Below are 19605 nucleotides of genomic sequence, written 5' to 3' on the forward strand. Positions count from 1 at the left end.
TGCAGGTCCATTTTGACCGCTGCGACCACGCGCGGCGAGAAAAGTTTACGTCGTAACCCACACCATTGTGGGCGAGAGGACTGCATGTTCCCAGAAGGTGGCGACCTTGCCGCCACTATGGTATTTGGACCGAACTCTAAAGAGCTCCGGTTTCAGTGGGATATGCTGCGTTGGCGAATTTTAGTCTGGATTTGTGCATCGTTGCCGGCAGAAGGCCGGATTTGCTTGAGCAGACATTGGAAAGTTTTTCAAAGCGCTGCTTTGCTCATTTCTCCGTCTCGAATGTCCTCGTCAACATGGATCCGATCTTCGGAACCGAAGAGGATGAGGCCGAGTGCCTGCGGGTCGTCTCGAACTACCTTCCGTCCGCTTCCTTCTTTAGACCCAGCGAGCCTGGATTTGGCGCTGCGGTCAAGCGTCTCTGGTCCAATACGCAGTCGGATTACGTATTCCACCTCGAAGACGACTGGATCGCGCTGACGGATCTCGGCGAGGAGATTTTTGCCCCGTTTGCAGATCCCGCCGTAATGCAGGTATCCTTTCACACGGCTGACCAGAACTGGAGCATCGCGAAAGACGGCCATCTTCACGAGAGAAACGAATATGCACGGTTTCTCGGCATTAAAATCCCGCTGTTTCGGACTTTTCCGAAATTCACGACGTCACCTTCCATTCTTCGCGGTTCTTTCGCCCGGCAGGCTTCCGGCCTGATGGACGCCTCGCGAGATCCGGAAAAACAATTCTATTCCGGCGTCAACGCAGAACTGGAGCGGTTGGCGGCGCCGCATAAGAACTATATTTTTTCTCCCCGGCAGACACCGGTCATCCGGGACACCGGACGAGAATGGAGAGACAACCGCAAGATCAAAAAAGTTATCGAGAATACGACTTCCTATTGGGTCGAGGAATGATTTTGGGGCCCACGACAAGCACATCCTCAGCAATTCGGCATGGGTGAAAAACCGCCATATTCAGGTCTCTCTTCGATTTCTCTTCGGCTAAAACAGCCCCCCTTGGTTTCAGCATTCGGTAACGCTCCGATTGTACATTAGGCACCGATCAAATTACGCGAGTAGATCTGGACCCTTGCGAATGAACCAAGACTCCGCCATCGGACCTGATCTGCACACATCTCATCGCGAACTTTTGGAAGACCTTTTCGAAGGCGCCCCGAGACCCACGATCATCAAGGACGAAGAGTCACGCTTCCTGTTTCTCAACAGCAAGGCGTGCGGGATGTTCGGCGTCGGCCTCGGCGACATACTTGGCCGCACCGACCGTGACTTCTTGCCTGCAGGCGAAGCCGAACGGATCCGAGAGATGGATGCGGGCGTGCTGGCGACCGGTGAGGAGCGGCTGTTCGAGGAGAATGTCACCGGTCCGGATGGTTCGGCCCGGACGCTTCTGACGCACAAGCGGCGGTCCTTCGTACCAACGGCTGCGGGGAAGAAGCCGGTTCTGATTGTCGTTATTTCCGACATTACGGAGCTCCGCCATGCCGAGAAGGTCCTGCGGGCAAGTGAGGAACATTATCGCTCTCTCATTGAGCTGCATCCCCAGACACCGTGGTTAGCCGATGCGCTGGGGAATGTCGTCGAGGTCGGCCCAGGGTGGCAGAACGCCTCCGGACGGGAAGTCGGCGAAGCCCTGGGGCGCGGATGGGAGAAGACCTTGCACCCGAAGGACCTGCCTGAGGTCATTGCCAAATGGGAGTCCTCGGTCAAGACCGGCGCACCGTTCGACATGATCTACAGGATCGGGACAGCGAGAGGGCGATATCGGTGGTATCGGAACCGCGCGGCAGCTCGTTTCGACGGCAACGGCGGGGTCGTCCGCTGGTATGGGCTCCTTGAGGACGTCCATGACCGGCAACTCGCCCTCAAGGCGCTTCAGTCCAGCGAGCGGAGACTGCGCCAGCATCGAGACGAACTCGAAAAGATCGTTCTGGACCGAACGGCGGAAGTTCAGGAAAAGAATATCGAGCTGGACCGACTTCTCCAGCACGAACGGGGTATCAATGCGCTGCAGCGCCGTTTCGTCGGGATGATATCGCACGAGTTCAGGACGCCTTTGGCCGTGATCGACGGAGCGGCTCAGCGGCTTACGCGGACAAAGATGGCTGTGACTCCACAGTTCCTGGAAGGCAAGGCCTTGCAGATCAAGGGCGCAGTCGCCCGCATGGTCGAGCTGATGGAAAGCATCCTCGCCGCCGGGCGGTTGGAGACCGGGACCATTGCCATCAACAAACAAGCCAGTTCGCTCAGCGCTGTACTTCGTCAATGCATCGCAAGCCGAGCCGAGCTCAGCAAAAGCCACACGATCAGCCACAATCTGGATGCAATTCCAGCGCTGCAGATGATCGACAGGGACGCAATAGAGCGGGTCTTTTCCAATCTCTTGTCGAACGCGGTCAAATATTCACCCGCCGGTTCCAACATTCATGTCAGCGGATGGACGGACGGCGGGCGAGTTGTTGTCGGCGTCACCGACTCCGGCATCGGCATGGATGCCGACGACCTGCCGAAACTGTTCGAACCTTATTTTCGTGCCCGCAGCGCCACCGGAATCGCGGGAACGGGGATCGGTCTCAATATCGTCAAGGAAATTGTCGAATTGCACGGAGGGTCGATCTCGGTCCGGAGCATTCTGGGCCGAGGCACGACCTTCACGGTCGATCTGCCGTTCGAAGAAGTCAGGCAACAGCAGTCGGCGTAGGGCTTCGCGTCACGGGAAGAGCCCTTTACGCGGCAATCGATGAAGCGAGCCAGGATACAAGTTCGTCCCGTCCCATGGGTCTGCCCACCAGGTAGCCTTGCAGCTGATCGCAACCGGCAACTCGAAGGGCGTCCGCCTGATCGGCGGATTCGATGCCTTCCGCCGTGACCGGAATTCCGAGCGCCATAGCCAGGGAGATCGTGGCCGTCAGGACGTTCCGGCCGGTGCTGCCGTCATCCATGGCTTGGACCAGGGAGCGATCGATCTTCATTCGGTCGAAGCCGAATTCACGTAGCGTGCCGATACTGGCATAACCTGCGCCAAAATCATCGAGGGCAAAACGGATGCCGGCCGATTTCAGGGCGGTGATGGAGCGCCGCGCCTGCTCAGGGTTCGACATCAGAACCGCTTCGGTGATCTCCAGTGTCAGTCGGGAAGGGTCAAACCCTTCCTCTTCCAGAACGGCGAGCACGTCCCCCGCAAAGTTCGGGTTGCACAGCTGGATCGGAGAGACATTGACCGACAAGGAAAGCGGAGCCCACGCCTTCGACGCCACGATGGACTTTCGAAGCATCTGGAGGCCCAGGATATCGATCAATCCACATTTCTCCGCCAGCGGTATGAAGGCGTCCGGGCCGATTGCTCCTTCGGCGCGCCTCCATCTTGCCAGCGCCTCCACGCCTGTGATGTCTCCGGAGGCAGCCGAAGCCAGGGGCTGGAAGACCGGCTGGATCTCATCCTTCTGAAGTGCGCGCCGAAGCTCACTTTCCAACGCCGCGATCTTCTCGCGCTGGCGGTCAAGATCCGGATGATAGGTGACCGCGCATCCCCTGCCCGTTTCCTTCGCTTCATAAAGGGCCATGTCCGCCCGACGAAGGAGTTCGTGCGCATCCTCCGCGTCGTCACGGGAAGCAACCCCGATGCTCGCCCCGATTTCGATCGTGCGGCCTTCGATGAAAAACGGCTTTTTGAGACGTTCAAGAAGTTCATCGTCAAGCTCGGCGAGGTTGGTGGAGCCCAGCTGGATAAGAGCGAATTCATCGCCGCCCAATCGCGCGACACCAGCGGCGTCGGGATGAATATCACGCAGGGCTTCTGCCACCAGCCTGATCAGCTGATCGCCGATCGCATGCCCCCAGGCATCGTTGACGGCCTTGAAGCCGTCGAGATCGATGAGGTGCAAAACCAGCATCTGGCTCTTGTTAGCCTGCATCAGCCGGTCCAGTCCCTCGATCAGACCGAGCCTGTTCAAGAGACCGCTGAGACTATCGTGCGTGGCCTCATGCCGGGCGCGATCGGCCAAACTCTTCAAGCGACGCGTTTCTGACCAGCCTGCATACAGAACGCCCACCAAATAAACGCCAAGGATGGCAATCGCTGCGGCAATAAAGGGGCGCACCGCATCGAAAATCGTATTCCCGGGAGCGGCGCTTGGCCAAGCCAAACGCACGACTTCAACTCCATCGACATCCATGAGCGGCAAATTCAGGAGATCACCCGCCGGACCGTAGGTTATGTGGAGTTCCGGGAGCTGATGATCCTTGGCCATTTCAGCCACGACTTCGGAAGTCAGGGTCTTGAAGAAGCTGAGGACATAGTACTGCGAATCCTCAACCTTCGATCCGAACGGCTGAACCGCCTCCGACGCCACTGCAATGATATCGTCGCCGTTTCTGAAGAAGTTGACGGTAGGGTCCATGCCGGGCCGAGCGGCTGATTCCGTTTGCCCACGAAATTTTGCACCAAGATATTCGTTCGGATCTATTATATTGGCTTTAAGATAGGCGATGCTCTTACCGCCTGCCGGGGCTGTCAGCACGACCCCGTCATAGAGCGCGTAGTCCGCGCTGGTCTTGCCCCAATTCTCATAAGTCCAAGTGTCGCGATCCCCTTGCGTTATCGCCTCGTAGGCCTCATCCCAAACGGCATTGTCCCGCACCGTTGCTGCAAGTTTCCCCTTGAAGGACGAGACGGCAGCCTCTGCCGCCAATATGGCTCTGTTGTCATCGAGCGCATTTGCAGAACTGCGCATGCGGTCAACGACATGAGCACCCATGCCGCCAAGGATCACGGCGACAAGAAGGAGTAGCGAGGTGGCAATGAAAACGGAGTAGCCTTCACGGCTCTCCTTCGGTCGGCGTGCGAGCATGACAGATCCCAGCTTTATTGAATTGCCCAAGGCTGCAGAAGACGTCATGTCCGCATTGCGCTGCACGGATCCAATAGCATGTACGAATATTAAAAATCGCTAAAGCACTTAGTCAACACCTCGTTAATCTCTCGACAGAGAACTCACCCCGGGTAATGAAATGGGGCAGGCCGCTCGGCATGGCAGGAGGGAGTTCCGCAGAGCGAACTCTCATCCTACGAACATTCCCAAGGCGCACCAGCACTCTACAGCTCTCGCAGGAATTGTTCGGTGGTTGCTATGCGCAGCTGAACGGAGAAGCGGTCTCCCAGAAGTTCGAGCGACGCATCATGTGTGTCGTCGGCTCCGCTGCAGACGGCATCCTTCAGCACGACCACGCGGTACCCAAGATCGATGGCGCCAAGCGCTGTGGCGAGGACGCAAACGTCGGTCTCGCCACCGGTCAGGACCACGGTTTCGATACGCTTCTTCAGCAGCATTCGGTGCAACTCTCCGCTTACCCAGGGAGAATAAGTCATCTTGTCAAATATGCCCGCAGGAGGGACAAAGAGCTTCAACGAGGGGATCAGGTCGACAAGGCCCGGATCGAGATGCTCGCGCGTCATCATCCGCCACTTTTCATAATACACACGCCACATCCCCTCCATCGTTTCGGGGCGCGTCGGCGTCACGAACCTGGTAAAGATGGTATTCTCGGGATGGCGGCCGGATAGTTCCTGGATCTGCGGCGATACCTCGCGCATCCAGGGCACGTGCCATGGGGTGTCTTCAGCGAACATCCGCTGCATGTCGATGCAAAGATGAATCCAATTGCCAGCCATTTCATTCTCCGCGCGCCTCCTCAACGCCCGATCTGGAACGTGGTTCCGGTCGGCGACGGACAGCAGGATTTGATGCCGGCGAATGGAGATTCGATATCGGAAATGTCCTGCGATTGACGCTAAATACGCGCTTCGCGCTCGTCACCGTTGGCTGGACGAAACCTTAACGAAATCGATGAAGGCCCGCAGCGGCGCTGGTACGAGCCGCCGGCCGGGGTAATAGAGAAATGGACCGGAGAATTGCTGCCACCATGGCTCGAGCACGGGTTCGAGTGAGCCGTTGTCGAGATGGGGCCGCAGCCAGTCCTCGAACAGCGATATGACACCGGCGCCGGCAATCGCTGCATCGACGGCAAGATCGGTTGCCGCACCCACCTGCACGATCAGCGGTCCTGTCGGATCGACCCGCACCACTTCGCCGTCCCGCTCGAATTCCCACAGCATCATTGCGCCGCTCGTAAAACGCCCGCGGATACAGGCATGGCCAAGCAGATCGCGGGGATGATCGGGGCGGCCATGGCGATCGAGATATGCCGGGGATGCCGCGGCCGCGAAGCGCTGCAGCCGCGGACCGATCGGCACCGCAATCATGTCCTGCTCCAACCGCTCGTCGTAGCGGATGCCGGCGTCGCATCCGGCAGCCAGCACGTCGACGAAATTGTCATCGGCGACGATTTCGAGCCGTATGTCGGGATAGGCCGCGAGGAACGCCGGGATGATCGCCGGGAGCACCAATCGGGCGGCGCTGACCGGTACATTGAGACGCAACGCGCCGGCAGGCTTGTCGCGAAACCTGTTAATGACGTCGAGGGCAGCGTCGACCTCGGTAAGCGCCGGGGTCAGCCGAGCCAGGAGACCTGCCCCTGCCTCCGTCGGCACCACGCTGCGTGTCGTGCGATTGAGGAGCCGCACCCCCAGTTGCGCCTCGACCCGCCGCACCGCCTCGCTCAATCCTGATGCGCTGCTGCCTGTGGCACGCGCGCCCTCGCGAAACCCACCAGCGCGCGCCACCGCCACAAAAGCATTCAGATCACCTAGGTCGATTTTCATCGTTCGAAATTCCGCACGGCCTGTGCCGATTGTAGCGGATTTTCGTGCGGCCTCTCAAGGCCTATATCCACATCATCTTGAACAGGAGATATTCCCATGTCGAATATTGATCAGGCAGGCACATTTATCCTCGGCGACCGCAACGTGAAACGGCTCGGCTACGGCGCCATGCAGCTTGCGGGCAAGGGTGTGTTCGGGCCGCCGAAAGATCACGACGCAGCAGTGGCGGTATTGCGCGAAGCGGTTGCGGCTGGGGTCGATCATATCGATACCAGCGATTTTTACGGTCCGCATGTGACCAATCAAATCATCCGGGAGGCGCTTCATCCGTATCCCGATGACCTGGTGATCGTGACCAAAATCGGCGCCGTGCGCGGGGATGACGGTTCATGGAACCCGGCATTTTCAGCCGACCAGCTGACTCAGGCCGTCCACGACAACCTGCGCAATCTTGGTCTCGACGCCATGGACGTCGTCAACCTGCGTATCATGTTCGATGTCCACGGCCCGGCAGAAGGCTCGATCGAAGCGCCCCTGACGGCTCTGGCCGAACTGCAGCGCAAGGGGCTTGTTCGCCATATCGGGCTCAGCAACGTGACGCCGACGCAGGTAGCCGAGGGTCAGCGGATCGCCAAGATCGTCTGTGTGCAGAACCAGTATAATCTCGCCCATCGGCAAGACGATGCCATGATCGACGATCTCGCTCGCGATGGTATCGCCTATGTGCCGTTCTTCCCGCTCGGAGGCTTCAGCCCGCTCCAGTCGTCGATCCTGTCGGACGTTGCCCAGCGCCTGGGCGCGACGCCGATGCAGGTCGCACTTGCCTGGTTGCTGCGTCGGGCACCGAATATCCTGCTCATCCCGGGAACCTCGTCCGTGGCCCACCTGCGTGAAAATCTCGCCGCGGCTGAACTGCAGCTGTCGGACGCCGTGATGACGGAACTCGAAGGCGTATCCGGCGCCCGCGCCGACTGAAGACTTCAGACCGCACTCGCATCCGACCCCGAAAAATCGGTCTACGGCCTTTGCCTTCACGCGCGCTTTCGTTAGAAGTGAAAGAAAAGCGAAACGGAGGGGTCGGATGTTTATTACGGACCGCCAGGCGAAGATTGTCGAACGCGCGAAAACTGCGGGTCGGGTCCTCGTCGACGACTTGGCAGCAACGTTTTCGGTAACCTCGCAGACGATCCGCAAAGATCTGAATGATCTATGCGATAAGCAAATTCTGACCCGTATCCACGGCGGCGCCACCCTTCCCCGCAGCAATGAGAATGTCCGTTACGACGCGCGCCGGCAGATCGCGGCGGCGGAAAAGCAGGCGATCGGCGTCGCCGCCGCCAATCTCATTCCGGACAACGCCTCGCTCTTCATCAATATCGGCACCACCACGGAGGCGGTCAGCGAGGCGCTGGTCAATCATCGAGAACTGATGGTGATCACCAACAACATCAACGTTGCCAACAGGTTGCGCCTTCTGGACGAAATCGAGGTGGTCATTGCCGGTGGTGTCGTTCGTCAGTCAGACGGTGGCATTGTAGGTGAAGCCGCAGTCGACTTCATTCGCCAGTTCAAGGTCGACTATGCGATTATCGGCGTTTCGGCGATCGATCCGGATGGTGCCCTTCTCGATTATGATTTTCGCGAAGTGAAGGTTGCCCAGGCAATCATCGCCAATGCCAGACACGTGATCCTGGTCGCCGACTCGACAAAATTCGAGCGCACCGCACCCGTGCGCATCGGACAGATCTCGCAGGTTCAAACCTTTATCACCGACCGTTGCCCTTCGCCGTCGATCCGAGATGTATGCCTCGTGAACGGTGTGGCCCTCGTGGAAACTTCGAAAGACGAGGAATTGGATTTATAGCCCCGGGGTTTCATTTGACATTCGGAATATTTTCGATTTAATCCACTTTAGGTTCACAACGTTTGTGGATTGCTGTCCATTTCGGTTCAGCGAGGGGAATGATGGGCGAGGAAATCCACGACATCTTCGTGATCGGCGGCGGCATCAACGGTTGCGGCATTGCACGTGATGCGGCCGGGCGCGGTTATTCCGTGGCACTTGCGGAGATGGACGATTTTGCCTCGGGCACCTCCTCCGGCGCCACCAAACTCATCCATGGCGGCCTGCGTTATCTCGAACATTACGAATTCAGGCTGGTGCGGGAATCGCTGATGGAGCGCGAAACCCTCTGGGCGATGGCACCGCACATCATCTGGCCGCTGCGCTTCGTCCTACCATACCACAAGGGCGGTATCCGCCCGGCTTGGCTGATCCGGCTCGGCCTGTTTCTCTACGATCATCTCGGCGGTCGAAAGCTGCTGCCGCCGACGGCCGTGCTCGACATGCGTACCGATCCGGCCGGAAAGCCTCTGAAGCCGCTTTTTACCAAGGCATTCGAATATTCCGACGGCTGGGTCGACGATGCCCGGATGGTGGTGCTGAACGCTCGGGATGCGGCCGATCGCGGCGCTTTGATCCTGCCGCGCACCCGCGTGGTTGCCGCCCGTCGGGAAGGCGGCCTCTGGATGATCGAGACCGTCGGCGCCCGCACGGGAAGGACAGAGACCTACAAGGCCCGCATGCTGGTGAATGCCGCAGGTCCGTGGGTGGATCAGGTAATCCGCGAAGCGCTCGGCGACAATGACGCCCGTCATGTCCGCCTTGTCCAGGGCAGCCATATCGTGGTGAAAAAGAAGTTCGAAGGATCCCGGGCCTATTTCTTTCAGAACCGGGACAATCGCATCATTTTCGCGATCCCTTACGAAAACGACTTCACCCTTATCGGCACCACCGACCGGGACTATTCCGGCAATCCGAGAGACGTGAAAATCTCCGAAGAGGAGACGACCTATCTCTGCAATGCAGCGAGCGAGTATTTTCGGGAGCCGGTGCGGCCGGCAGACATCGTCTGGACCTATTCGGCGGTTCGCCCGCTTTTCGACGACGGCGCCTCAAAGGCGCAGGAAGCAACGCGCGACTATGTGCTGAAGCTCGACGACACCCAGGGCGCGCCGTTGCTCAACGTGTTCGGCGGCAAGCTGACCACCTATCGCCGGCTTTCGGAACATGCGCTCGAGAAGATCGCCGAAGCGATCGGAGCAAAAGGCCGGCCCTGGACGGCGAAGAGCCACCTGCCGGGCGGCGATTTTGAGGCCCAGGGTTACGAGGAAGAAGTAGCGAAACTCAAGGCACGCTATCCATTTCTGGAGGAACGGCATGCGCGGCGACTGGTGCGCCGGTATGGAACCCGCGCCGGGATGATCCTCGACAGGGCGGCCAAGATGGAGGATCTTGGCCACCACTTCGGCGGCGATCTCTACGAAGCGGAGGTCAAATATCTTATCGACCGGGAATGGGCCATGAGTGCGCAGGACGTGCTCTGGAGGAGAACCAAAGACGGTTTGCGGCTGAGCGAAACTGAGAAAGAGTATCTGGAGGAGTACATGGCCGCTATACCGGCAAAAATGGCCGGATAAGCGGCATGTGTTCCCGGTGTGAGGAGGCACGGGAACTCGAATGCTGGAAATGCGCAACGTCGCCAAGATGGTGGGTGGTGAATATCATATTCATCCGACCAATCTTGCACTGGATCGCGGCTCGCTGAACGTATTGCTTGGCCCGACGCTGTCGGGCAAGACGTCACTCATGCGATTGATGGCCGGGCTGGACCGTCCCACCAGCGGCTCCGTGTATTTCGACGGCGTCGACGTCACCGGGATTGCGGTGCAAAAGCGCAATGTCGCGATGGTCTATCAGCAGTTCATCAATTATCCGGCCCTGACCGTTTACGAAAACATCGCTTCGCCAATGCGGATTGCAGGCAAGGACGCAACGACGATCGACCGCGAAGTCCGCAAGGCGGCGGAACTGCTGAGATTGACGCCTTATCTCGATCGGACGCCGCTCAATCTTTCGGGTGGGCAGCAGCAGCGGACGGCGCTTGCCCGCGCCCTCGTCAAGAATGCCAGCCTGGTGCTGATGGACGAGCCATTGGCCAATCTCGACTACAAGCTTCGCGAAGAATTGCGTGAGGAATTACCGAAGATCTTCGCGCAATCCGGTGCCATCTTCGTTTATGCGACGACCGAACCCTCCGAAGCCTTGCTGCTCGGCGGCAATACGGCGACACTCTCGGAAGGACGGATCACGCAGTTCGGGCCGACGATCGAGGTCTATCGTCGCCCGGCAGACCTCGTGACTGCCAAGACATTTGCCGATCCCCCACTTAACTTCATCGATGTGATCAAGTCCGGCGGCTCATTCCAGTATCAGGGAACAGACAGCCTTGCCGTGCCGTCGCATCTCTCCAGTGTGCCGGACGGCCCGGTGACGATCGCCTTTCATCCCCATCACCTGGGGCTCACGGCGCAGACAGGCAACGCAGCGAGGCTCAAGGCTCAAACGCAGATCTCGGAAATCACCGGCTCCGAAAGCTTCGTGCACATGCACTATAATGGCGTGCGCTGGGTCATGCTCGCTCCCGGCATCCACGACATCGACCCGGATACCGAAATCGAGCTCTTCCTGGATACCCGTCATCTGATGGCTTTCGGAACAGACGGCCGCGCCATCGCGGCGGCGGCTTGAAGGAGGGGAACATGGCACGCATCACGCTCGATCACATCCGCCACGCCTACGGTCCCAATCCGAAATCCGACGCGGCCTACGCGCTGCGCGAAGTCGATCACGAATGGGCCGATGGTGGTGCCTACGCCCTGCTCGGCCCCTCCGGCTGCGGCAAGACCACCCTGCTGAACATCATTTCCGGCCTGCTGCAGCCGTCCCACGGTCGTATTCTGTTCGATGGCAACGACGTCACCAATCTTTCCACGCAGGAACGCAACATCGCCCAGGTTTTCCAGTTTCCGGTAATCTACGACACGATGACCGTTTACGACAACCTGGCATTTCCCTTGCGCAACCGAGGCATCGCCGAGCCGGATGTCGATCGCCGCGTCCGCGAGATGCTTGACATCATCGATCTCTCCGACTGGTCGAACCGCAAGGCCCAGCGGCTCACGGCCGATCAGAAACAAAAGATTTCGCTCGGAAGAGGTCTCGTCCGCAACGACGTCAACGCGATCCTTTTCGATGAACCCCTGACAGTCATCGATCCGCACATGAAATGGGTGCTCCGCTCCCAGTTGAAGCGCTTCCACAAGCAATTCGGCTTCACCATGGTCTATGTCACCCATGATCAGACGGAGGCGCTCACCTTCGCGGACAAAGTTGTCGTGATGTACGACGGGCAGATCGTTCAGATCGGAACGCCGGCCGAACTCTTCGAGCGACCGAGCCATACGTTCGTTGGTTATTTCATCGGCTCGCCCGGCATGAACGTGATGCCCGCCGAGGTCCATGGCAGCACGATCACGCTCGGTGGTGAGACAATCGCCCTCGACCATGCACCAAAGATTACTGCTGGAGACCGGGTCGAGCTCGGCATTCGACCAGAATTCATTCGCATCGGCCGGGAGGGAATGCCTGTCACGATAACGCGCATCGAAGATATCGGCCGGCGCAGGATCGTCCGCGCGAGCCTTGCGGGGCAACCGATGGCGATTGTCGTTTCCGAGGATGCAGAGATTCCGGCTGAGCCTCGCGTCACCTTCGATCCCGCTGCGCTGAATATCTATGCCAATTCGTGGCGCATTGGCAGGGAGGCCTGAACCATGGAAAAGACGTGGAACAACAAGGCCTGGTTTCTGGTGCTTCCCGTGCTCCTGCTCGTCGCCTTTTCGGCAGCCATTCCGCTGATGACCGTGGTGAATTATTCGGTTCAGGATACGTTCGGCAACAACGCGTTCTTCTGGGCCGGCACCGACTGGTTCGACCAAATCCTGCATTCTGCCCGTTTCTGGGAAGCTCTGCAGCGCAATCTGCTTTTCTCCTTCATCATCCTTGCGCTCGAAATTCCGCTCGGCATCTTCATTGCCCTGAACATGCCGAAGAAGGGTATCGGCGTTCCGGTCTGCCTGGTGCTGATGGCTCTTCCGCTTCTCATTCCGTGGAACGTCGTCGGCACGATCTGGCAGGTTTTCGGCCGCGTCGATATCGGGCTCCTCGGCCACACGCTGGCGGCGCTCGGTGTGGACTACAATTACGTGCGCGATCCTCTCGATGCCTGGATCACGGTCATCGTCATGGACGTCTGGCATTGGACGAGCCTCGTCGTGCTCTTGTGCTACGCCGGCCTCGTCTCCATTCCGGACGCCTATTATCAGGCGGCCAAGATCGATGGTGCATCCAGGTGGTCGGTGTTCCGCTACATCCAGCTGCCGAAGATGAAGCGGGTGCTGCTGATCGCCGTCCTGTTGCGTTTCATGGATAGTTTCATGATCTATACGGAGCCTTTCGTGGTGACCGGCGGCGGCCCGGGAAACTCGACGACCTTCCTGTCGATCGATCTCGTCAAGACGGCGGTCGGGCAGTTCGACCTCGGGCCGGCCGCTGCCATGTCGATCGTCTACTTCCTCATCATCCTGCTGCTGTCATGGATATTCTACACTGTGATGACCAGCAGCGACGCAGACACCTGAAGGAGGGAGGAAAACCATGGCAAAGACAATCAAATACAAGCCTGCAGGCAATTTCTCCTGGCTGGTCTCGACGATCTACATCATCTTCCTGCTCCTGCCGATCTACTGGCTCGTCAACATGAGCTTCAAGGAGAATGCCGAGATCACCGGTGCATTCTCGCTCTGGCCGCAGAACCCGACGCTCAGGAACTACATGGTGATCTTCACCGATCCTTCCTGGTACAACGGCTATATCAATTCCATCATCTATGTGGTGCTGAACACCTTGATTTCGGTGCTGGCGGCTTTGCCGGCTGCCTATGCGTTTTCGCGCTATAGGTTCCTCGGCGACAAACATCTGTTCTTCTGGCTGCTCACCAACCGCATGGCGCCGCCCGCCGTCTTCGCCCTACCCTTCTTCCAGCTCTATTCCGCCTTCGGTCTCATCGACACGCATATCGCGGTCGCCCTCGCCCATTGCCTGTTCAACGTGCCGCTTGCCGTCTGGATCCTGGAAGGTTTCATGTCGGGCGTACCGAAGGAAATCGACGAGACCGCCTATATCGACGGCTATTCGTTCCCGCGGTTCTTCGTGAAGATCTTCATGCCGCTGATCGCCTCGGGCATCGGGGTCGCCGCCTTCTTCTGCTTCATGTTTTCCTGGGTGGAACTGCTGCTCGCCCGGACGCTGACGACGACTGCCGCCAAGCCCATTTCCGCCATCATGACGCGCACCGTTTCTGCCTCCGGCATGGACTGGGGCGTGCTGGCAGCGGCCGGCGTGCTGACGATCGTTCCTGGCGCCCTCGTCATCTATTTCGTCCGCAACTACATCGCCAAGGGCTTTGCCCTCGGGCGGGTCTGACAAGGAGGAACCACGCATGAACTTTTCATGGATGGCCTGGACGCTTCCCACGGCGCTGTTCTTTCTGACGATCCTCGCCCTGCTCGTCGGCATGAGCATCTGGGAATATTTTGCGCCGGGCGGTTCGCCCAGGATCGGCATCCTGCGTTTCGAGACGACGCGGGGAGATCGGCTCTTCATCTCGCTGCTCGGCGCGGCATTCATTCATCTTGCATGGCTGGGGCTGATTGGCCCCAACCTGTGGTGGGCTCTTGCCCTTGCAGTGGTCTACGCCATCGGCGTCTTCCGCTTCGTTTAAGGCAAGCTGAAAAGGTGGCGGGAAAACCGCCGCCCGATACGGAAATTGCAATCGCAAAACTCTGGGAGGATAAAATGCGACGGCATCTTATGACAACGACAGCGGCAATGCTGCTGGCTCTGACCGGTTCCGCCTATGCCGGCATGGATGAGGCAAAGCAATTCCTGGACAAAGAAGTCGGCGAACTCTCGACGCTTTCCCGTGCCGAACAAGAAAAGGAAATGCAGTGGTTCATCGATGCGGCGAAACCTTTTGCCGGCATGGACATCAAGGTCGTTTCCGAAACCCTGACGACGCACGAGTATGAATCGAAGGTTCTGGCGCAAGCCTTTGCCGCAATCACCGGCATCAAGGTCAGCCACGACCTGATCGGCGAAGGCGACGTCGTCGAAAAGCTGCAGACGCAGATGCAGTCGGGCGAGAACATCTACGACGCCTATGTCAACGACTCCGACCTGATCGGCACGCATTGGCGTTATCAGCAAGCCCGCTCGCTCACCGACTGGATGGCGGGAGAAGGCAAGGACGTCACCAATCCCGGCCTCGATCTTGAGGACTTCATCGGCCTCAAGTTCACCACGGCGCCGGACAAGAAACTCTACCAGCTGCCGGACCAGCAGTTCGCGAACCTCTACTGGTTCCGCTACGACTGGTTCAACGACGAAAAGAACAAGGCCGATTTCAAGGCGAAATACGGCTACGATCTCGGTGTTCCGGTGAACTGGTCCGCCTATGAGGACATCGCCGCCTTCTTCACCGGCCGCGAGGTCGGAGGCAAGAAGGTCTATGGTCACATGGACTACGGCAAGAAGGACCCCTCGCTCGGATGGCGCTTCACCGATGCGTGGCTGTCCATGGCGGGCAACGGCGACAAAGGCCTGCCGAACGGCCTGCCCGTCGACGAATGGGGCATCAAGGTCGACGAGAAATCCCGTCCGGTCGGCTCCTGCGTCGCGCGCGGCGGCGATACGAATGGCCCTGCGGCCGTCTACTCCATCCAGAAATACCTCGACTGGCTGAAGGCCTATGCCCCCGCCGCCGCCCAGGGCATGACGTTCTCGGAATCCGGACCGGTGCCGGCTCAGGGCGAGATTGCCCAGCAGATGTTCATGTACACGGCCTTCACCGCCGACATGGTGAAGGCAGGCCTGCCTGTCATGAACCAGGACGGCACGCCAAAATGGCGTTTCGCACCGTCTCCGCACGGGGTCTACTGGAAGGACGGCATGAAGCTCGGCTATCAGGACGTCGGCTCCTGGACGCTGATGAAGTCCACGCCCACCAACCGCGCCAAGGCGGCCTGGCTCTATGCCCAGTTCGTCACCTCGAAGACGGTGGACGTCAAGAAGAGCCATGTCGGTCTGACATTGATCCGCGAGAGCACCATCCGCCACAAGAGCTTTACGGATCGTGCGCCTAAACTCGGTGGTCTGATCGAGTTCTACCGTTCACCGGCCCGCGTCCAGTGGTCGCCGACCGGCACGAACGTGCCTGACTATCCGAAGCTCGCGCAGCTCTGGTGGCAGGCAATCGGTGATGCGTCCTCGGGTGCCAAGACCGCCCAGGCGGCCATGGACTCGCTTTGCTCCGAGCAGGAAAAGGTCCTGCAGCGCCTGGAGCGCGCCAAGGTCCAGGGCGACATCGGCCCGAAGCTCGCCGAGGAACACGATCTCGCATACTGGAACAAGGATGCCGCCGCGAAAGGCAACCTCGCTCCGCAGCTCAAGATCGCAGCCGAGAAGGAAAAGCCCGTTACCGTCAACTACGACGAACTCGTAAAGAGCTGGGCTGACACCAAGAAGTAAGCCGGTTCGCCGGGCGCTCAAGGCGCCCGGCGACCACCGACTGCAAAGTCTCCGCTAGCCACTGCTCCCGAGGAGCCAAGATAAGGTGCCTGCCACCGCGTATTTCCCAACCGCTCCTTCCGGAACGCTGTTCGGCTAAGTAAACAGCGTTTTAATCAACCGCATCAACAGAGCAAAGGACACCCGACAAAGGGATTGGCTCGATTCTCTCGTTATCCAAGTCAAATCGCCAGGCGTCAGTAATATTTCTTGATTCGAAGGAATTATCGGGTTGTTTGACAAACTTACCCACCGCCGTCGTGGGATAGCTCGGAAAATTATCCGACGCGCAGATTATTGGCGGAAATATTCTATATCCGCGCTTCAATTTTGATACAGTGGCTTGGTCCACTACCTTCCAAGTAGAATCGCGTCCGTTCCCCGCTATCTTCCGTTTCAGCAATATAAAATAGCTCTCACCGCATCTTAGCGTGGTTGTGATATAAATTGGTTTTCCTTGCTGCTCATCTCGAAGAGTTGTCAGAAGCATTCCATCTACATCCTTGCAACCGGACGGATCAGGAGGGGCAATCATCCCCCTCATATCGCTCATCTCTGCCCAGGCGGATGGTATGACGATGCCGACAAAGATAAGGACCACGAGGTAAAGATGTCGCCTCACTGGAATAGGCTCCTTGCACAATCGAAATGTAAAAGCGCATAATCGCTAATTTAATTTCGAGACTCCCGTCGCTACGGAATGCGCCGCAATTGTCATAGAACCCTGCATCGTCGTCATTCTGCTACTTATGCGCGTACATTCTCGTCGTCAAGATGGCAAACCTTGGTGGTCGCTTTTGTTCTTTATTTCTCTTCGAACGGCGGCGTTTCTTCCCAGTTTACTCGATGCCGTCCCTGTGGGTGGGGCAGAGAAGGCGCGACAGGCGTCCAACCTTGGTCTACATCGCAGGAAGAGTGAGTTGGAGCGGGTGAAGGGAATCTAAATGACCGCCTATCACACTGTTATTAATGATATTATTTTCTATGTTGCATAATGTACCGTCGATCATACCGCAGTAATCTACTTACGTTATCGGTCGTTCTCGCTCGCAACTGTCGCTTTCTCTCGCTGACCACGACCTCTTAGAAAGTTTTACAATGAATGAAGTGCTAGTCTCCCCCGCGGTTCGCGACACTTTCAGGATTGACCCGCGGGATCGATGCTTTGGTTCGCAAAAGATTCGGGCTGGGTCTTGCCCATATTTTGAAAGCACGCTGGACTTGTCGAAGGAATGGGCCACCTGCTGAAAAGGATGGAGCGCTAATGGATCAGGGTAGTTCTGCGGAATCAACCGTGGCCGACCCGGTGGCCGATGAAGGCACTACCGGTACTGGCCCGAAATTTCCGTACATCGAAGGTGACTTCAACGAGCACTTTTGGCTGAGGTTTTCCCCGAAGCGGGCAGCCGACATCATTCTGGATCCTCGCCCGTCGTTTCGCGGTTACAAGGACACACTCCTCGCCACCTTACTTGCATGGACGCTTCGCCCGCACGATACGAAATTTAGGCAAATGGTTACTACGGCTGCCGTGATGCAAGAAGTCATGCGGGCCGAGCAATGGGCTGAAAAGCGGGCCGTAAAAAGCCGAGACTTCGAGGCCCGCTATGTTCGCTTAGGGCAGGAATTCATATCCGAGTTGTATTATGGCGTGGGCGGATTGAAGGCGTCGTACAGTAGCGAGAGCGCTCGCAGGATACGTCAGAAAATTGTAGCTACGAAAAGGGGGCCTAGTAACGTCGTAGAAGTGATGCGCATCTACCGCTTCGTCTATGAACGGCGTCCGGCTTTACTTAAGGGCAGCCTTCAACGGGCAAACACGGTAATCCGGAGGATTTGGGATTACCATACCAGCTGTTACACAGCGCGAAATTTCGTCCCCTATGAAGAAAGCCAGCTAAAGGTGAGCTGGGGGCAGTTTGAAGTGTCAGCCCCGTATCTTTATGCCGCCGCGCACACAGAGACATCTGATGAGAGTACACTGCTAAAAGATTTATTGTCCGGACGCATGGTTCCCAACTCCACAGCGTATTGGGTGAAGCCTTGGCTCTCACGAACTTCGTACGCGCTTACCTTTCTTTCTGACAACTATGACCAGAACGCCTTCATCACCGTCCAAAAGCGGGCGCCTTCTTGCCCCCCCGAACCATTTGCAGACACAACCCTGTCGCTAGTTGAGAGAAACGCGATAAATGAAATATTCTCAACATCTTAGGGTGTATGATTTTCGTGCATTCTGGATTGTTCGGTTTTTTTGTAGCACTTAATTGCTCGTGTTCAACCGCACCTTTAGAGGTCTAAACATGAGTAAAAGACTGCTCTTGCATTCGAGGGACATACCTGAAGATTTCCCCGATAAGGGTTTCCTCCGCTTGGACGACTTTGTTGGCCGTGGCAAGGCGATTCCCATAAGCCGCTCGACTTGGTATGCCATGGTCCGCGCGCACAAAGCGCCAGCGCCAATAGCGCTAGGGCCGCGCATTTCGGCATATTCTGTGGAATCGGTCCGAGCGTTTATCGAGAGCTTTCGGAACGACGCAGGTGATCGCTCGTGAACAAAACCCATCCGACAATCAATGCCGCAAAGCCGCGTTTGGACGAGAGAGCCACGCCTGCCTTGCCTACTCAGAAGGTGCAAAAATCGGATAATCCGAATTTCGCGGACCTCGCAAGCATCCGGGGCGCGATGAGCAGGCGTCGTCAGAAGCATAGAGAAAAGTTGCGTGACGAGATTATCGAAATCTGCGCCATCGGCATGCACATGAAGTCAAACGCGGAAGAGTGGCAGCGGCTTGTAAATGCCGACTGGGGAGACCTCAAGCCACCGAAGGAAACTGATCAAAAAAATGCCCTCCGCCATGCCTTCCGATGGGCTATTGGCACCTCCGGTGGGGGAGAGAAGCAGGCGAGCTTCTACTATAACGCAGTGGGGCCGCTCGCAGAAAAAGGGTTGGCGGGATCCGCGCTGAAGAAGGAACTAGAAAAGCGTGGCTTGAAGAAGCTGCAGGCTGAACATTCCGCGAGAAAGAAAGGGCTAGCCGCCCGCGATCTGGCGGTTAAGGCGCCCGCTGAAGATCAAGCACCGAAGGCCGCTCGCTTGGCGTCCGCCAAGACAACTGAGACCGTTGCAGCGGCTCCTCGCGCAGCTTCCAGCGGGGAATACATCGTTCAGGCAGAACTTCACTTCAAGGCTGAACCCAAGGAACTGCTGAGTGCCAAGAACGGATCCAATGTCACGCTCAAGGCAGAGATGAGCCTTCGTGGCAAGATGATGGTCTTCAATGACGCTCGGGCCAAGCTCCGGAACAAGAATAAGGCGACCTCGCGCCCGTAGGCGCGAG

General features: G+C 58.0%; 16 protein-coding genes. 13 read left to right on the forward strand and 3 right to left on the reverse strand.

Annotated elements, in window-relative coordinates; all coding sequences use genetic code 11:
• Window positions 1–170: 170 nt before the first annotated feature.
• Together MOV61_RS02750 and MOV61_RS02755 are read left to right on the forward strand one after the other, a co-directional pair.
• Entirely contained in the window at window positions 171–911 is a 741-nt protein-coding gene (locus MOV61_RS02750; protein WP_247135444.1) for a glycosyltransferase family 2 protein, read from the forward strand.
• Window positions 912–1092: 181 nt separating this feature from the next.
• Window positions 1093–2715 (forward strand): PAS domain-containing sensor histidine kinase, encoded by a 1623-nt coding sequence (locus tag MOV61_RS02755; RefSeq protein ID WP_247135445.1) that lies wholly within the window; start codon window positions 1093–1095, stop codon window positions 2713–2715.
• A gap of 25 nt (window positions 2716–2740) precedes the next feature.
• On the opposite strand, the gene MOV61_RS02760 is transcribed toward MOV61_RS02755, so the two are convergent.
• The 3 genes from MOV61_RS02760 to MOV61_RS02770 form a co-directional block, all read right to left on the reverse strand.
• Window positions 2741–4864: an EAL domain-containing protein gene (locus MOV61_RS02760; RefSeq protein ID WP_247135446.1), complete on the reverse strand. Its 2124-nt coding sequence runs from the start codon at window positions 4862–4864 to the stop codon at window positions 2741–2743.
• A gap of 245 nt (window positions 4865–5109) precedes the next feature.
• On the reverse strand, window positions 5110–5685 hold the full coding sequence (locus MOV61_RS02765; RefSeq protein ID WP_247034073.1) for a cysteine hydrolase family protein: 576 nt from the start codon (window positions 5683–5685) through the stop codon (window positions 5110–5112).
• Between the two features lie 141 nt (window positions 5686–5826).
• Complete coding sequence (locus MOV61_RS02770) at window positions 5827–6735, reverse strand: LysR family transcriptional regulator (protein WP_247034071.1); 909 nt, start codon at window positions 6733–6735, stop codon at window positions 5827–5829.
• A 96-nt stretch (window positions 6736–6831) separates the two neighbouring features.
• Here MOV61_RS02770 and MOV61_RS02775 point away from each other — a divergent pair, with 96 nt between their 5' ends.
• From MOV61_RS02775 to MOV61_RS02825, 11 genes are all read left to right on the forward strand, one after another.
• Entirely contained in the window at window positions 6832–7710 is an 879-nt protein-coding gene (locus tag MOV61_RS02775; RefSeq protein ID WP_247034070.1) for an aldo/keto reductase family oxidoreductase, read from the forward strand.
• A gap of 106 nt (window positions 7711–7816) precedes the next feature.
• Complete coding sequence (locus MOV61_RS02780) at window positions 7817–8599, forward strand: DeoR/GlpR family DNA-binding transcription regulator (RefSeq protein WP_247034069.1); 783 nt, start codon at window positions 7817–7819, stop codon at window positions 8597–8599.
• Between the two features lie 101 nt (window positions 8600–8700).
• A complete protein-coding gene (gene glpD / locus MOV61_RS02785) occupies window positions 8701–10215 on the forward strand; it encodes a glycerol-3-phosphate dehydrogenase (protein ID WP_247034068.1) in 1515 nt (504 codons plus the stop codon).
• A 40-nt stretch (window positions 10216–10255) separates the two neighbouring features.
• Window positions 10256–11326: an ABC transporter ATP-binding protein gene (locus MOV61_RS02790; RefSeq protein WP_247034067.1), complete on the forward strand. Its 1071-nt coding sequence runs from the start codon at window positions 10256–10258 to the stop codon at window positions 11324–11326.
• An 11-nt stretch (window positions 11327–11337) separates the two neighbouring features.
• Window positions 11338–12408 carry an ABC transporter ATP-binding protein gene (locus MOV61_RS02795; protein WP_247034066.1) on the forward strand — a complete coding sequence of 357 codons (1071 nt, stop codon included), beginning with the start codon at window positions 11338–11340 and terminating at the stop codon, window positions 12406–12408.
• A 3-nt stretch (window positions 12409–12411) separates the two neighbouring features.
• A complete protein-coding gene (locus tag MOV61_RS02800; RefSeq protein WP_247034065.1) occupies window positions 12412–13278 on the forward strand; it encodes a carbohydrate ABC transporter permease in 867 nt (288 codons plus the stop codon).
• Between the two features lie 16 nt (window positions 13279–13294).
• The gene (locus MOV61_RS02805; RefSeq protein WP_247034063.1) at window positions 13295–14122 is read left to right on the forward strand and encodes a carbohydrate ABC transporter permease; all 828 of its coding nucleotides are present in this window, start codon (window positions 13295–13297) and stop codon (window positions 14120–14122) included.
• 16 nt (window positions 14123–14138) lie between these two features.
• Window positions 14139–14420 carry a DUF2160 domain-containing protein gene (locus tag MOV61_RS02810; RefSeq protein WP_151040729.1) on the forward strand — a complete coding sequence of 94 codons (282 nt, stop codon included), beginning with the start codon at window positions 14139–14141 and terminating at the stop codon, window positions 14418–14420.
• 74 nt (window positions 14421–14494) lie between these two features.
• Window positions 14495–16225: an ABC transporter substrate-binding protein gene (locus tag MOV61_RS02815; protein ID WP_038539613.1), complete on the forward strand. Its 1731-nt coding sequence runs from the start codon at window positions 14495–14497 to the stop codon at window positions 16223–16225.
• Between the two features lie 1333 nt (window positions 16226–17558).
• Complete coding sequence (locus MOV61_RS02820; protein WP_247135447.1) at window positions 17559–18479, forward strand: hypothetical protein; 921 nt, start codon at window positions 17559–17561, stop codon at window positions 18477–18479.
• A gap of 336 nt (window positions 18480–18815) precedes the next feature.
• Window positions 18816–19598 (forward strand): hypothetical protein, encoded by a 783-nt coding sequence (locus MOV61_RS02825; RefSeq protein WP_247135448.1) that lies wholly within the window; start codon window positions 18816–18818, stop codon window positions 19596–19598.
• Window positions 19599–19605: the final 7 nt, after the last annotated feature.

Origin of the sequence: Neorhizobium sp. BETTINA12A (assembly GCF_023006485.1) — a bacterium.
Lineage (GTDB): Bacteria > Pseudomonadota > Alphaproteobacteria > Rhizobiales > Rhizobiaceae > Neorhizobium.

What these genes read in the sequence shown, in the direction of transcription:
- MOV61_RS02800 (WP_247034065.1), top strand. Translation starts at nt 12,412, where the DNA reads ATGGAAAAGACGTGGAACAACAAGGCCTGGTTTCTGGTGCTTCCCGTG.
- MOV61_RS02810 (WP_151040729.1), top strand. Translation starts at nt 14,139, where the DNA reads ATGAACTTTTCATGGATGGCCTGGACGCTTCCCACGGCGCTGTTCTTT.
- MOV61_RS02755 (WP_247135445.1), top strand. Translation starts at nt 1,093, where the DNA reads ATGAACCAAGACTCCGCCATCGGACCTGATCTGCACACATCTCATCGC.
- MOV61_RS02795 (WP_247034066.1), top strand. Translation starts at nt 11,338, where the DNA reads ATGGCACGCATCACGCTCGATCACATCCGCCACGCCTACGGTCCCAAT.
- MOV61_RS02765 (WP_247034073.1), bottom strand. Translation starts at nt 5,685, where the DNA reads ATGGCTGGCAATTGGATTCATCTTTGCATCGACATGCAGCGGATGTTC.
- MOV61_RS02780 (WP_247034069.1), top strand. Translation starts at nt 7,817, where the DNA reads ATGTTTATTACGGACCGCCAGGCGAAGATTGTCGAACGCGCGAAAACT.
- MOV61_RS02760 (WP_247135446.1), bottom strand. Translation starts at nt 4,864, where the DNA reads ATGCTCGCACGCCGACCGAAGGAGAGCCGTGAAGGCTACTCCGTTTTC.
- MOV61_RS02770 (WP_247034071.1), bottom strand. Translation starts at nt 6,735, where the DNA reads ATGAAAATCGACCTAGGTGATCTGAATGCTTTTGTGGCGGTGGCGCGC.
- MOV61_RS02790 (WP_247034067.1), top strand. Translation starts at nt 10,256, where the DNA reads ATGCTGGAAATGCGCAACGTCGCCAAGATGGTGGGTGGTGAATATCAT.
- MOV61_RS02805 (WP_247034063.1), top strand. Translation starts at nt 13,295, where the DNA reads ATGGCAAAGACAATCAAATACAAGCCTGCAGGCAATTTCTCCTGGCTG.
- MOV61_RS02775 (WP_247034070.1), top strand. Translation starts at nt 6,832, where the DNA reads ATGTCGAATATTGATCAGGCAGGCACATTTATCCTCGGCGACCGCAAC.
- glpD (WP_247034068.1), top strand. Translation starts at nt 8,701, where the DNA reads ATGGGCGAGGAAATCCACGACATCTTCGTGATCGGCGGCGGCATCAAC.
- MOV61_RS02815 (WP_038539613.1), top strand. Translation starts at nt 14,495, where the DNA reads ATGCGACGGCATCTTATGACAACGACAGCGGCAATGCTGCTGGCTCTG.